The organism is Sulfurimonas sp. CVO, assembly GCF_009883775.1.
Classification (GTDB): domain Bacteria; phylum Campylobacterota; class Campylobacteria; order Campylobacterales; family Sulfurimonadaceae; genus Sulfurimonas; species Sulfurimonas xiamenensis.
Map to the genome: position 1 here is coordinate 1,720,814 of NZ_CP033720.1, position 13,753 is coordinate 1,734,566.

16 protein-coding genes are annotated in these 13,753 nt (G+C 36.8%); 3 read left to right on the forward strand and 13 right to left on the reverse strand.

The window, feature by feature from the left end; translation table 11 throughout:
* Positions 1-19 precede the first annotated feature (19 nt).
* On the forward strand, positions 20-643 hold the full coding sequence (locus CVO_RS08780) for a class I SAM-dependent methyltransferase (protein ID WP_152298587.1): 624 nt from the start codon (positions 20-22) through the stop codon (positions 641-643).
* Positions 643-2,448: an asparagine synthase (glutamine-hydrolyzing) gene (gene asnB, locus CVO_RS08785; protein ID WP_159571699.1), complete on the forward strand. Its 1,806-nt coding sequence runs from the start codon at positions 643-645 to the stop codon at positions 2,446-2,448. The genes CVO_RS08780 and asnB overlap by 1 nt, the downstream gene beginning before the upstream one ends.
* Positions 2,449-2,456: 8 nt before the next feature.
* Here the strand turns inward: asnB and CVO_RS08790 are convergent, their stop codons facing one another.
* From CVO_RS08790 to CVO_RS08850, 13 genes are all read right to left on the reverse strand, one after another.
* Entirely contained in the window at positions 2,457-3,107 is a 651-nt protein-coding gene (locus CVO_RS08790; protein ID WP_152298585.1) for a carbonic anhydrase, read from the reverse strand.
* Positions 3,108-3,120: 13 nt separating this feature from the next.
* Complete coding sequence (locus CVO_RS08795; protein WP_159571702.1) at positions 3,121-4,011, reverse strand: class I SAM-dependent methyltransferase; 891 nt, start codon at positions 4,009-4,011, stop codon at positions 3,121-3,123.
* A 4-nt stretch (positions 4,012-4,015) separates the two neighbouring features.
* The gene (gene upp / locus CVO_RS08800; RefSeq protein WP_159571705.1) at positions 4,016-4,639 is read right to left on the reverse strand and encodes a uracil phosphoribosyltransferase; all 624 of its coding nucleotides are present in this window, start codon (positions 4,637-4,639) and stop codon (positions 4,016-4,018) included.
* Positions 4,640-4,679: 40 nt separating this feature from the next.
* Positions 4,680-5,294, reverse strand: coding sequence for a LysE family translocator (locus tag CVO_RS08805; protein WP_152298582.1), 615 nt, complete (start codon positions 5,292-5,294; stop codon positions 4,680-4,682).
* The gene (locus CVO_RS08810) at positions 5,291-5,725 is read right to left on the reverse strand and encodes a hypothetical protein (protein ID WP_152298581.1); all 435 of its coding nucleotides are present in this window, start codon (positions 5,723-5,725) and stop codon (positions 5,291-5,293) included. Before CVO_RS08810 ends, CVO_RS08805 begins: the two co-directional genes overlap by 4 nt.
* Positions 5,712-6,122, reverse strand: coding sequence for a PaaI family thioesterase (locus tag CVO_RS08815; protein WP_152298580.1), 411 nt, complete (start codon positions 6,120-6,122; stop codon positions 5,712-5,714). The genes CVO_RS08810 and CVO_RS08815 overlap by 14 nt, the downstream gene beginning before the upstream one ends.
* Positions 6,123-6,133: 11 nt before the next feature.
* Positions 6,134-6,553, reverse strand: a complete 420-nt coding sequence (locus tag CVO_RS08820) for an ACT domain-containing protein (RefSeq protein WP_152298579.1) — start codon at positions 6,551-6,553, stop codon at positions 6,134-6,136.
* Complete coding sequence (locus CVO_RS08825; protein WP_188093939.1) at positions 6,540-7,850, reverse strand: phenylacetate--CoA ligase family protein; 1,311 nt, start codon at positions 7,848-7,850, stop codon at positions 6,540-6,542. Before CVO_RS08825 ends, CVO_RS08820 begins: the two co-directional genes overlap by 14 nt.
* Positions 7,851-7,864: 14 nt before the next feature.
* Entirely contained in the window at positions 7,865-8,392 is a 528-nt protein-coding gene (locus CVO_RS08830; protein WP_159571708.1) for a 2-oxoacid:acceptor oxidoreductase family protein, read from the reverse strand.
* 1 nt (position 8,393) lies between these two features.
* Positions 8,394-10,226, reverse strand: a complete 1,833-nt coding sequence (locus CVO_RS08835) for a thiamine pyrophosphate-dependent enzyme (RefSeq protein WP_152298577.1) — start codon at positions 10,224-10,226, stop codon at positions 8,394-8,396.
* Between the two features lie 215 nt (positions 10,227-10,441).
* On the reverse strand, positions 10,442-10,984 hold the full coding sequence (locus CVO_RS08840; RefSeq protein WP_152298576.1) for an iron-sulfur cluster assembly scaffold protein: 543 nt from the start codon (positions 10,982-10,984) through the stop codon (positions 10,442-10,444).
* A gap of 3 nt (positions 10,985-10,987) precedes the next feature.
* The gene (locus CVO_RS08845; protein ID WP_152298575.1) at positions 10,988-11,431 is read right to left on the reverse strand and encodes a deoxycytidylate deaminase; all 444 of its coding nucleotides are present in this window, start codon (positions 11,429-11,431) and stop codon (positions 10,988-10,990) included.
* Positions 11,432-12,274, reverse strand: a complete 843-nt coding sequence (locus CVO_RS08850) for a peptidylprolyl isomerase (protein WP_241690966.1) — start codon at positions 12,272-12,274, stop codon at positions 11,432-11,434. It abuts the gene before it with no gap.
* A gap of 87 nt (positions 12,275-12,361) precedes the next feature.
* Between CVO_RS08850 and gltX the strand changes: the two genes are divergently transcribed.
* Positions 12,362-13,750 (forward strand): glutamate--tRNA ligase, encoded by a 1,389-nt coding sequence (gene gltX / locus CVO_RS08855; protein ID WP_159571711.1) that lies wholly within the window; start codon positions 12,362-12,364, stop codon positions 13,748-13,750.
* The last annotated feature ends 3 nt before the right edge of the window (positions 13,751-13,753 follow it).

The window sequence follows — 13,753 nt, forward strand, 5'->3', positions numbered from 1 at the left end:
ATTATGAACTTTTTTAATTATGCCTCGTATCGATAACAAAACATTTTACTCGACTGCAATAGAGAAATACGGCATCACGGCGAAAGGGGTAAACTGGCACTCAAAAGAGTCTCAAAAACTGCGATTTGATATTCTCTTGGAGATGCTCCCGAGTGATCTAAGCTCTTATAGTATCGCCGATGCCGGATGTGGATTTGGCGATTTGTACCTCTATATGTTAAAGAAAAAAAGAGCTCCAAAAAAGTATATCGGCATAGACTCTTTGGTAGATATGTACTCCATAGCAAGCGAGAGAACCGGATGTGAGATACTTATTGCAGATATTTGCACTCCAAAGGCATTTTCTCCTTATGGTCATGACGCAGACGCGCTTCCGCCTGCCGATTTTTACACATGCAGCGGTGCTATGAATGTTTTAGAGGAGTTTGAAACACCTCTTTTTGTGCGCAACTGCTTTAGCGCATGCAGAGTCGCTTTTATATTTAATGTGCTTCATGGAGAGAAAAAAAGCGAAACATACAACTACCTCACAACAAAGCAAATAGAACAGATGGCAAGAGATTTGGGCGTTAAAAAAATTATTCTCAGGGATGACTATATGCAAGACGATATAACCGTCGCTTTTTTTAAAGAGAGTATCTAGTGTGTGCCGTCTTTGGAATTTTAGGAGAGTACAACGAATATATGGCAAAAAAAGCTCTTGCTTTGCTTGCTCACAGAGGTCCTGATTTTTGCGGAATTGTACAAAAAAAAGATCTCTTTTTTGCACACCAAAGACTAAGTATTATAGATATGCACTCCCGCTCAAACCAGCCGCTCTTTCACGAAAAAATTCTACTCTCTTTTAATGGAGAGATATACAACTTCAAAGAGCTAAAAGATGAATTAAAAGATGAGTTTAATTTTAAAACGCAAAGCGACGGCGAAGTTATCATTGCAGCCTATTTAAAGTGGGGAGTCGATTTTGTAAATCATCTGCGCGGCATGTTTGCAATCGCTCTTTTAGATAACGAAACGCTCTACCTTTTTCGCGACAGACTCGGCAAAAAGCCGCTCTTTTACCTGCATAACAAAGCTTTTATATTTGCTTCTGAGATAAAAGCACTTATACCTTTTTTGCAAAAAGTTGAGATGGATGAGGATGCGCTTTTAAGTTATCTCTCATTTTTGGCACCGACTCCGCCCTTTACTTTCTTTAAAGATATAAAAAAATTGGCTGCCGGCGAGTATCTGACTTTTAAAAACAATCATATTGAAGTGAAGCGCTATTTTGACCTGCTTGATGTAAAATCAAACAGCATTACAGACAGAGATGAAGCAGTTTATATACTAGAAAATCTGCTTGATGAATCTATAAAAATCAGACTAAATGCAGATGTGCCGACAGCTTCACTGCTCTCAGGAGGGATAGACAGCGCAACATTAAACGCTTATGCGCTTAAAAATGGAATAAGTCTTCAAACATATACTCTGGGATACAAAGAGTATGCAAAATATGATGAGAGGAAGAACGCCAAAGAGAGCGCAAAACTTCTCGGGGTAGAAAACAAAGAGATTTCAATCTCACAAAATGATTTTTTAGATGCAAGCGACAGAGTATTGCAAACGCTAGATGAACCTCTAAATGACCCTGCAGCTGTTCCTCTTTATCTGCTCTTTGAAAATATTAAGAAAGATGGCATCAAAGTAGTTTTAAGCGGGGAAGGGAGCGATGAGCTTTTTCTAGGATATAGACAATACTTTGAGTTTTTAGATATCCAAAGCTTTTCAAAACTTAAAAACAAAAACTGGCTTAAGAGATATTTTCACTCAAATTTTTCTATAAACAGAGAGTGGGAATACTATAAACGCATCTTTGAAGATACCCTGCTCTTTCGCACATCCGGCGAAAATTTTACCGACCTTCAAAAAAATCTTTTGTTAAAAAGAAACATTAAAGACAATCACTCTCTGCACTATTTAAAAAGTTATAGAGAGAGATTTGAAAACTCTTTACATACTGACGAGAGCATATGGTACAGCTATATAGATCTAAACCTTTTTCAAGCAGAGCATTTTTTAACAAAACTCGACCGTGTAAGTATGGCACACTCTATTGAGTCGCGCACCCCTTTTTTGGACCATAAACTGGCATCTGCCATCTTTAGCATTGACCCAAAGCTGCGCTATAAAGATGGAGTCACAAAATCACTGCTCAAATCAATCGTAGCACCGCATATAAGTGAAAAAATAGTCTTACGAAGAAAAAAAGGTTTTTCAAACCCTTATATGGAGTATCTTGTACAGAGCAAAAGAATCTCTCTCATAAAAGAGGTAAACCAGAAGAGTGCTCTGTTTAAAAAAGAGGCGTTGGATGCATATATACAAAAAGCTTCATCAGGAGGCTTTAAGCAGCATATATGGGGGCTTTATGTGCTGAGCGTATGGCTAAAAAGACAGTTCTTTTAGCCAGCTTTTTATGAAATCAGCGAACTGATCGGTTCAAACTGTGATATTTCAGGATCATAGTAACTTATATCCCCTGTTTTTATATCATAATACCAGCCGTGAATCATAAGCTCTCCGCTGTCAAATCTTTTTTTTACAGAAGGGTATGTAAGCAGATTCTCTATCTGGATAATAATGGAGAGTTTTTCTGTTAGACGCAAAAGATTCTCTTTTTTTGCATCTTTTCCAAGAGCTAAAATGGCTTGTTTTTTTGCCGGTTCGCCCAAAGTGAGCCACTTTCTTGTGTGAATCAATTCAGGATCATCTAATTTCTCCTGCTCAAATATCGCCTCTATTGCCCCGCATTTTGTATGACCGCAAACAATTATATTTTTTACCTCTAAAACAGTTACCGCGTACTCAATAGCAGATGCCGTGGAGTGAAAATCCTCATCAGGACTAAAAGGTGCAACAAAATTGCCTACATTTCTTATAACAAAAAGCTCACCGGGAGCACTTTTTGTCATAAGATTTGGTATAACTCTGGAGTCTGAACAGCCAATAAACAAAGCTTTAGGGTTTTGTCCGTTTTCAGCTAGCTCTAAAAACTTTTTTTCATGTGTTTTATAGTAGTTTTTCTTAAACGCTGCATTCCCAAATATAAGTCCAAAATCTTTCATTTTTTAACCTTTTTTATTTTGTAATTATTTTTTTAGCACTTAAAAATATATAATCTTTTCCGCTTACAATAACCCTGTACTTTTTTTGCTGAAGATATTTTTTACAAAAAATTATATCTTGTAAAACTACGCCAAGTTCACTAAAGTTATAATTTGCGGGTTTTGCACCATAGATCATCTCACCGTCTATCCATCTGCAGTTTGGAAAGCCAAGTACCATTGTACCACCCTTGTTCAAATACTCTTGATAAATTTTCATAAATGTTTCATTAAAATTTATGCTTGAGCTTTGAAGTGTTCCTATGGAGATAATAAGATCAAATCTGCCCAGATTTAACTGCTTTAACTCATTTACATCATGACATATAAACTCTACATTTGAGTCTGAAAAATCTCTCTTTGCATAATCTATGGCTGAAGAGGAGTAGTCAATCCCCACAAACTCTTTATTTTTAAACACTTCATATGGAAGCATCTCTTTAATGGTTTTAAACTCATCGCCTCTGTTTATTCCAATATTGAGAACTCTTTTTCTATTTTTAATATCTGCAAAATTAAGTGCTTGGCGGTAATGATATAAAAAACTAAATTGCAAAGTTTTGTCTATTTGAAAAAACTGACTCTCTACACCATACTTTTCAGTACTATTTTCTTTACTTTTATGAAAAGAGAGCTCCTTTTTGAGTTTATAAAATTTAAGCACAACACTCTTTTCATCTTTTTTAGCAGGTGTGAGCATCTTCATAAAAAATAGTTGTGCCAGATCAACAAAAGCTTTATATCCAAAACGCTCTATATCCGATTCTAAAACTTCTGCTTCAATAACTTCGCCCTCTTTTGCATCTAAAGCTTCAAAAATTTCAATTATCTGCGTTGAGGTTTTATTTTTTAAATCAATAAACATTTAGTTATTTAACAGTATTGTAAGAGCGGTCACCCGCATCTCCAAGTCCTGGAATGATAAATTTGTCGCTGTTTAGACGCTCATCAATCTGGGCAATATAGATATCTACTTCAGGATAAGCTTTTGTTATCCTCTGTAAACCTTCAGGAGAGCCGATAATATTTAGTGTAATTATCTTAAGAGGTTCTCTGCTTTTGATAAGTTCCAGAGCATCCATCATAGAGCCGCCCGTTGCAACCATCGGGTCAACCAAAATAACGGTTTTTCCCTTGCACTCAGGAAGCCTGTCATAGTAAAGAACGCTTTTGTGAGTACTCTCGTCTCTCTTCATTGCCAAAAAACCTGCCGATACTCCAGGAAGAAGATCTATAGCGCTATCAAGCATCGGCATGCCCGCTCTAAGAACAGTAGCTACAACAATATTGTCCTCATCTATAACTTCATAGCTCTCTTTGCCTCTCCATGTTGTTATGCTTTTTTGAACTAAGGCAGGCTCTTTAAGCGCTTCATACATCAACTGTTTTGTAAGTTCGCCGATAGTATGTCTAAAACGAAGAGCATCGCTGCTTTGGTCTCTTAGGTGCGTAATCAATGTTTTTGTAACCGGATTTGATAACTCATAAACCATTTTCATGCCTTTTTAAATTTTTCTCTTATGAAATTATAGTCTATTCAAACAAAGTTGTAACAAAATTAAAAAGCATCATCGCGCCAAAACCAAAGAGAATAAGCGAAGAGAGAAGGTTTATCATGCTAGAGAGATTTTGCGAAATCTTATGTTTTGTTTTATGTATAAAATATGGCATTATAACAATCCACAAAAAAATAGCGCTAAAAAGACCTGCAAGTGTGATTGAAAAATCTAAATTTTTTCCCGCTATATATCCGGCAGCGCTTAGCCAAAAAGCAATGGTATAGGGGTTTAAAAGTGTTAAAAAATAGCCTTTTGCAAAAAGCTTGAAACTACTCTTTTGTACAATATCTGTAGAGATCTCTGCAAGTTTGTTCTTTCTACTTATAAAAATATTGTATGCCAGATAGAGCAGGAAAAAACCGCCTAAAAGCGATAAAGCATTTAAAATAAAAGGTTGATTTATATACGCCAGAATTCCCAAAGTGATAAAAATCAGATAGGTTACATCTGCGCTCATTGCGCCAACTCCTATCATCACACCGTTTTTGTACTTTTTAATGGCTTCATTCATTATCAAAATATTTATAGGCCCAAGAGGAACAGCCGCTCCCAGTCCCAACAAAAAACCCTCTACAAAAGAGAAGCTCATGCGATAAACTCCTTAAAATATTCATTAATATCCAAATCACAAAATTGTCTATATTTGTAAATTTTTTTATATAAAATATATTTCTCTATAATATTTAAATCTAAAATCTTGTCATATATAGAAAGAATAATTTGATTTTTGGGAATATTTTTATACTCAACGGTTATAAAAACTTTTTGAAACTCTTTTACATCCTCCATAGACAAAAGCTGCATGGGTGAATCTATAATATAAAGAATCTCTTCAAAAGTAAAATTAAGTTTTATGATTGAAGAGTACTCCTGCAAAAGCAGATTTATCTCATCGTTTTGCTGTATATTATAATCTGCATTTTGCAGATATCTATAAAGCTTGGGCTTTGTTTTTTGCCAGTTATACAGCGTATTTATCTGTACTTCAAATATATTGCTTATCTCTTTAGGCGTTAACATTTTCTCTCTCTTGAAAAATTGCATAAGTTGCTGTCGCATAGGCGATGAGTATATCTTTTGCAAAAATCTCTATAGTTGTAAAAGCTGTTCTTTTTGTTCTGTTTATCACTTTTGCCTGCGCTCTTAGTATATCGCCTCCGGCAGGTTTGAGATAGTTTACTTTTAGCTCAATAGTCACGCTGCTGTAACCGCTTTTGATTTCAGAGATTACGGCATACCAGCCGGTATGATCAGCCAAAGTTGCTATTGCTCCGCCGTGGACAGTCCCGTGATGCTGCTTATGATAAGGCTTTATCTCAAAAGCAACTTCGGCATAGCCGTTGCTCAAATCCAAAAGCTCTCCTCCGATATACTCTAAAAAATCTATGTCCTCTTTGCAGACCTCATCTTTGTTCAATACATATACCTTTATATTTTTTCAAGTAATTCTACATCCGCTTTACTTAATACCTGCAGCGCTTTTTGAAAATCATTGATATCTACTTTAAAGATAAACGCGCCATTTTGCGCATTGCTTACCGTGTAGGTATACTCTATATTGATATCATTTTGAAAAAGAGCAGAAACGACATCATTAAAACTTCCCACATGATCATCTATTGCAACAGCAAAAACATCTGTAATTTTGAGAGAAAATCCTGCCTCATCCAAAATCTCTTTTGCTTTTTTCTCATCATCAACGATAAGTTTTAAAATTCCAAAATCTTCAGAATCAACAAGGTTAATAGACTTTATGGATATATTATTCTTTGAAAGAAGCGTTGTAACATCCGTCAACTCCCCTTTTTTATTTTCCACAAAAATAGAGAGCTGTTTAATTCTGCTCATTTTCTCTCCTTTTATCAATAATTCTTACCGCTTTACCCAGGCTTCTCTCAATGCTTCTTGGCTCTACAAGCTTTACTATGGCATTGATATAAAGATTGTTTAAAAGTGCACTTTGTATATTTTTTTTGATTTTTTCCATCTCTGATATATTGTCGCTCATAATCTCATCACTAACTTCAATATGAATCTCAAGCTTATCCAAATGCCCTTTTTTATCCGCAACAATCTGATAATTAAGCGTGACACCGTAAGCATTTGCTATAACATGCTCAATCTGTGAAGGATATACATTAACACCGCTAATGATAAGCATATCATCAGCGCGTCCTACAATCGACTCCATTCTAAGCATCGTTCTTCCGCACTTGCATGGCTCTTTGGTTATAGAGGTGATATCTCCGGTTCTATATCTTAATAGCGGAAGTGCCTGTTTGGTAAGCGGTGTTATAACCAACTCGCCTCTCTCACCCTCAGGCATCTCTTCTCCCGTTATAGGATCAATAATCTCAACAAAGAAGTGATCTTCAAAAACATGTAAAAGTTCAGATTTTTTACAGCTGCATGCAACGCCGGGACCTATTATTTCACTTAATCCGTAAACTTCATGATAATCTATCCCCCACGCTTCTCTCACCTCTTGTTTAAGTCCTTTAGAGGTTGGCTCTGCACCAAATATACCGGCTTTTAGTTTATAATCTTTTAGATAATCCGCTCCCGCTTTTTTGGCAACTTCTGCCATATGCAGCGCAAAAGAGGGAGTAAGCGCCATGATTGTGGCTCCAAAATCTTTCATAAGAAGAAGCTGTCTCTCAGTAAATCCCCCGCTTGCAGGAACAATAGTAGCACCTACTTTTTCTGCACCGTTATGCATGCCCAGTCCGCCGGTAAAAAGACCATATCCATATCCGTTATGAACGATATCCTCAGCCGTTGCCCCTGCCATAGTAAAGACCCTTGCCATTACCTCATCCCAGACATCCATATCTGATTTTGTATATCCCACTACTGTTGGTTTGCCCGTCGTTCCACTTGAGCTGTGAACTCTTACCACCTCACTCATGGGAACCGTAAAGAGTCCAAAAGGGTAGTGTGCTCTTAGATCTTTCTTTGTTGTAAAGGGGAGTTTTCTTATATCCTTTAGAGATATAATATCATCAGGAGTTATACCCCTTTCTTGAAATTTTTCTCTATAAAAAGGGGTAAGTGCATACACTCTTTGCAAAGTCTCTTTTAGTCTTGAGAGTTGAATATTTTCTAAATCTTCTCTGCGACTGCTCTCAATCTTGTTCCAAATCATACTTGCTCCAATCTCTATGATATATAATTTTTTATAGCCATATCTAATATCTTAATATTTTGCTCAGCTACTTTTGCATTCATTTGAGTTATGGCTCTCTTTACCTCATAAACACTAAAAGGAAAATCTTCTACACAAGCCAAAGCCACTCCAAGCATATAGACATTAAGCCCTTGAATAGGAAACTCTTTATTTAAAGCTTTGGCATTTGCATCAACTCTTGCAAGTTTAAAAGGTATCGATGGGTAATCCTCTTTTGCATTTGTCACCATTGTACCGTCTGCTCTTAAAAATGCTATATTTCTTAAACTCTCGTTTGCATCAAGTCCTATAATCAAATTTGCCTGATTTTTATCGATAACGGGATTTGTAAAATCCCCTATTTTAATATCACAGCTTACAGCGCCGCCTCTTTGGCTCATTCCATGATTTTCAGTTCCCAAAAATGGTATATCTCTGTTTCCTGCGCAAATTGCAAGAACTTTTACCAAAAAAACAACACCCTGCCCGCCAAATCCGGCAATAACAATCTGATACTTCATACTAGTTTCCTTTTTTGAGATAGTTTTCATCTACTATAAATGCATCTGTCGGACATACAACTTCAAGACATCCAGCACACCCTGCACATAAAAATGGATCTATCTCTATTTTGCCATCGGCATTGTAACTCATAGGAGGACACTTATAGACGGTTGTACATTGATCACACGCCACACACAAATCTTCATCCACTTTTACAAAAATATTTGGAACAAAGTCAGGTGCCCTCTGGGCATCCAAAATACAAAACTCTCTTACCACAACAACTGTCGGCCCTTCTGTGCTTGCATCATAAACATCTTTTACTTTTTTGAAAAAATCAATATTCTCATGCATCTTGTAACTGTAATGATGCTCCAGACACTCTATCCCCATGCCTTCTACAATTTTTTTAATATCTATTTGTTTATGGACTCTGCCCGGAGTCACCTGTCTTCCAGTCATGGCAATTGTTGAATTATCCAAAATCACAAGCACAAATCTATGCCCTTGGTATATCGCATTTAAAAGCGGCGGAATTCCTGAGTGAAAAAATGTGCCATCACCGATTGTTGCGACAACATCTTTGCTCGGGTCAGCCAAAGAGTAGCCGCTTGCCATTGCCACAGAAGCACCCATACACAAAAGAGAATCAATCGCACCCTGGGCGATACCCAAAGTATAACATCCAATATCAGACGGATAGATCGATTTTTTCTTTTTAAAGACCTTCATAATTGCATAGTAGACATCTCTGTGCGGACATCCAGGGCAAAGTGCGGGCGGGCGGGCAGGAACATCAAAGCCCAAATCTATCTTGGGTGCTTCATAAATATTTGCACCGCTATAAAATCCTATTTTTTGAAATGCCTTTAGCACCTCCTCTTTTTTCATCTCATCTATTGCATGGGTAGTGTTTGTATTTTTCCCATACACTTTAGGATGCGCAATCTGCTCCTCTATACATGGATAAGGCTCCTCCACCACAAGCACTTTTTCATATTTTTCAAACTGCTCCTGAATCTCTTTTACAGGAAGAGGATAAGGCATTATAACCTTTACAACATCTGTCTCAAGCCCCAGATCTTTTAAAGTCTCAAGAGTAAAACCGTGACCGGTGCCGCTTGTAATAATAAGCAATTTTCCGCCCTTGCAAGCTTCAAACTGAGGTTTTAAAAAATTCTCCCAGTTATATTGTGCGATAATCTCAACTCTCTTTAGCTGATCCAAACCTTGAACAAATCTTCCATCTCTAGGCACCGCGCCCCATCTAGGAACATCCCTTACAAACTCGCCCTTATTTGGCTGGTAGTCTGTTGTATCGTCCATCTCTATAATTTCTCTGGCATGACACACTCTCATAACCGGACGAAGCATAACTGGAATTTGAAATTTTTCTGAGAGTTCAACGCCCATTTTTGTAAAATCATAAGCATCCTGCGGTGTTGCAGGATCAAGAACAGGAATCCTTGCAAACTTTGCAAATACACGGCTATCCTGCTCTGTTTGCGAAGAGTAAAAACCGGGATCATCGGCACTAACTAGAAGCATCCCGCCTAAATTTCCAATATATGCAGCACTCATTAAAGCATCACTTGCTACATTGAGTCCCACCTGCTTCATTGTCGCACATGTTCTCTTGCCGGCAATTGCACCCGCATAAGCCACCTCAAAGCCGACTTTTTCATTTGCTCCCCACTCCGCATATGTGTCAAGCTTTAATTGATGTTTTATTTTTTGAACGCCGGTTAATATTTCACTCGAAGGAGTTCCAGGATATCCACTGACCATATCCACATTTGCGTGAATAAGCCCCCATGCAATTGCATCATTTCCCATTAATGTCTGTTTCATATTTACAACCCGATATTTTTTTGAACAATTATACTAAAATAACTTTTATTTGTACAATTATTTGGAAAAATAAAAACTTATTTTGTAAAATCACAATTATTTTAAAATTTCAAACTGCTAATATGAAATTTTTGACTATAATTCAATCGAGTAAAAAAAGTTGAAAAAAATTAAAAAGTGGGATAAATTTGTGTTAGAGTGACTAAAGAGAGAAGTTAAGACTCTTTAGGCTCTTTTGGAACATAGTGGCACTCTGTGCCTGAATAGAGGCATGATTTTGATATGCTTCTCTCAAATCTCTCCTCTTCTATGCCGGCTTCTTTACGCTCATAATGGCGTATCGCTGCACCAAAAGCGGTAAGAACCATATTTGCACTGTCTTGGGACTCTGTTGCAACACGCTCAACTTGCTCTCCTTCGGGTTTTGATAAATCAACTTTGGGAGCAGGAATAGATGCATAACTCTCTTGAAGCTCTTTTTCCAAATTCGAAGCTATTTCAAGCGCATTCTCTACCGTTTCGCCTTTTATCATTTCAGTAAAAATCGAACCTAGCGTTGTAGTGTCTTGTGTACCGTTTGTAGCAAACATAATATCGAGAATTTTATTTTCATCTCTTTTAATATACATTATTACATAACTTTTTGTAGCATGATCCATTCCTACACCCACGCAGTTGGCATCCTCAAGTTTTCCATAGTTTTCAGGCTGCATAAGGTGTTTGCCTATCTCAGCTTTTAACTCTTTTTCTTCATTCATAATTCAATCCTCATAATTAAGTTTTTCAATGCTTACTCCATTGTCTTTAATAAATTTTGAGATTACCTCAGAGTGCGTATGCTCATACGGTTTTAAATATACAATTCTTTTAATCCCGCTGGCTATAATGTTTTTACTGCATTCACTGCACGGCTCTAATGTTACATAAATTGTAGCATCTTCTATACAGATCCCTTTTCTTGCCGCCCAAATAATGGCATTCATCTCCGCATGTATCTCATAAGTTTTTGACCAGTCATGATGTTCAGGCGTATACTCATCATCCCAATGCTCACAGCAGTTTATATATCCTGCAGGAGTACCGTTATAGCCCGTACTCAAGATTCTTCCATCTTTAACTATAACAGCGCCTACCTGTTTAGATACGCACTTTGAAGCAGTTGCTATCTCCTGTGCAATTTTTATAAAATTTTTATCACTTAACATTTACTCTTTTACTTCTCTAATAATTTGAATATCTGCATTATTTCTCAATCTTGCAAAATAATCACCTAAAACTTGCTCTCTTTTTTGGCTCATTATCATATTGATTATCTGCTCTTTTACACTCTCATAACTTGTCTCTTTGGAGCTTTGTATCTCTTTGAGATAAAAACTTGTATAAAGAGCATTTGTATCCTGAAAAATAGGAGTAAAACTCTTCTCTTTTGTATTTTTAAGCATCTGAAGCAATTCAGGTGGAAGTCTGTCATATGGAAGTGTCTGTTCATCGATTCTTATCTCATCAGAGTGGTACAGAGGAGTAGTTCTCTTTTTTTGCAGAGCATCTCTATTTTGAGAACTGTATATAACAACATCAAAAGCACTTGGGTGCGTGAACTGCTCTTTGTGAAGCTCATAATACTCTTTTATCTCCTCTTCCCCTGGAACATCTAGAGAAGAGTAGGCTATTGATGCATATAGTTTTTGGGAGAGAAGCTTCTCTTTTGTTTTTTCTTTGAGCTCTGTAGAGGTGAGCCCGTTTGAATTTCTAACAACATCATAAAATTCATCGATACTCATTTTATTCATAGATGCTATTTTTTTAATATCATCATAAACTTCAGAACTGCTTACACTTATTTTTCTCTCGTTTATTTCTGCTTCTTCAAGCTTTTTTCTTATCAAAATGTCAGTTGCCTGGGCAGCATCAACATTAAGTATGCTCATCTCTTCTTTAATATCATAAAGAGTAATCGGCTCTCCCTTTACGACAACACTTACACCGTTGATCAATTCAGCACTCAAAAATGTACTAAAAAAAAGAAATACAAATATTTTATATATCATTAACTATCCTATAAATTTAAAATGGCATTTTACCCGATTTTAACAAATAATAGCCTAAAATTGCGCAACTAAAACAAAAGGTTTTTTATGGTTGTTACTCGTTTTGCTCCAAGTCCTACAGGTTATTTACATATTGGCGGTTTAAGAACAGCACTTTTTTCTTATCTTTGGGCAAGAAAAAACGGCGGTAAATTTCTTCTTCGAATTGAAGATACAGATAAAGCGAGAAATTCACAAGAAGCGGCAGATGCAATTTTAAAAGCTTTTGAGTGGTTAAATCTTGAACATGACGGTGAAATAGTCTATCAATCACAAAGAGATGATATATATGCAAAATATATCAACAAACTCCTTGATGAAGGCAAAGCTTACAAATGCTACATGTCAAAAGAGGAGCTGGCGGAACTTCGTGAAGCTCAAATGGCAAACAAAGAGAGAACCAAATATAATGGCAAATATCGTGATTTTAAAGGCACTCCGCCTGATGGTGTTCAACCTGTTATCCGCATAAAAGCACCTCTTAGCGGAGATATTGTTGTTAAAGACGGCGTCAAAGGCAATGTCATTTTTAAAGCTGAAGATATTTTAGATGATTTTATTATTGCCAGAGCAGACGGTTCACCGACATATAACTTTGTTGTGGCAATTGATGACCATTTAATGGGAGTAAATGAGATTATTCGTGGTGATGATCACCTCTCAAATACACCAAAACAGATAGTTATCTATGAAGCGCTGGGCTTTGATGTGCCAAGTTTTTATCATGTGCCTATGATCCATAATTCAGAGGGCAAAAAGCTCTCTAAAAGAGACGGTGCTACCGATGTTATGGCTTATAAAGAGATGGGATACACTCCTGAGGCGCTCTTAAACTTTTTGGTTCGTCTTGGTTGGAGCTACAAAGATCAAGAGATATTTTCCATGAATGAGATGAAAGAGCTTTTTGATCCAAAGAACATCAATAAATCAGCATCTATCTACAATACAGAAAAGCTCGACTGGCTTAACTCTCACTATATCAAAAACACTCCAAACAGTGAGTTGGCAAAACTCCTTGAACAGTACGGTTTGCTGCTTGCTTCGCATGATAAAAAAGAAATTTTGCTCGATGCCATAAAAGAGCGTGCCAAAACTCTTAAAGAGATGTCTAATCTTGTCTATGAGATTATTACAACTCCGACCTATTATGATGAAAAAGCCGCAAAAAAATCATTTAAAGACAATGCTATAGAGATTTTAGAAGCATTTAGCGAAAAAGTAAGCGCAACAAAAGAGCTTCATCTCCCAAGCGATTATCATCATCTAATGCAGGAAGTAGTGGATGAGATGGAGATAGGTTTTGGGAAAATAGGTCAGCCGCTTCGCATAGCACTCTTAGGAAAGATGTCTGGTCCCGGGTTGGACAGTATTATGGCTATTATAGGCAGAGATGAAACGCTTTTAAGGATATACAAAGCAGTAGAAGCTCACCGATAATTA

Coding starts and splice junctions, on each gene's coding strand:
- CVO_RS08825 (WP_188093939.1), bottom strand. CDS start 7,850: ATGATTTGGAACAAGATTGAGAGCAGTCGCAGAGAAGATTTAGAAAAT.
- CVO_RS08795 (WP_159571702.1), bottom strand. CDS start 4,011: ATGTTTATTGATTTAAAAAATAAAACCTCAACGCAGATAATTGAAATT.
- CVO_RS08820 (WP_152298579.1), bottom strand. CDS start 6,553: ATGAGCAGAATTAAACAGCTCTCTATTTTTGTGGAAAATAAAAAAGGG.
- CVO_RS08810 (WP_152298581.1), bottom strand. CDS start 5,725: ATGTTAACGCCTAAAGAGATAAGCAATATATTTGAAGTACAGATAAAT.
- CVO_RS08805 (WP_152298582.1), bottom strand. CDS start 5,294: ATGAGCTTCTCTTTTGTAGAGGGTTTTTTGTTGGGACTGGGAGCGGCT.
- CVO_RS08850 (WP_241690966.1), bottom strand. CDS start 12,274: ATGATATATAAAATATTTGTATTTCTTTTTTTTAGTACATTTTTGAGT.
- CVO_RS08790 (WP_152298585.1), bottom strand. CDS start 3,107: ATGAAAGATTTTGGACTTATATTTGGGAATGCAGCGTTTAAGAAAAAC.
- CVO_RS08780 (WP_152298587.1), top strand. CDS start 20: ATGCCTCGTATCGATAACAAAACATTTTACTCGACTGCAATAGAGAAA.
- CVO_RS08845 (WP_152298575.1), bottom strand. CDS start 11,431: ATGTTAAGTGATAAAAATTTTATAAAAATTGCACAGGAGATAGCAACT.
- CVO_RS08840 (WP_152298576.1), bottom strand. CDS start 10,984: ATGAATGAAGAAAAAGAGTTAAAAGCTGAGATAGGCAAACACCTTATG.
- upp (WP_159571705.1), bottom strand. CDS start 4,639: ATGGTTTATGAGTTATCAAATCCGGTTACAAAAACATTGATTACGCAC.
- gltX (WP_159571711.1), top strand. CDS start 12,362: ATGGTTGTTACTCGTTTTGCTCCAAGTCCTACAGGTTATTTACATATT.
- CVO_RS08835 (WP_152298577.1), bottom strand. CDS start 10,226: ATGAAACAGACATTAATGGGAAATGATGCAATTGCATGGGGGCTTATT.
- CVO_RS08830 (WP_159571708.1), bottom strand. CDS start 8,392: ATGAAGTATCAGATTGTTATTGCCGGATTTGGCGGGCAGGGTGTTGTT.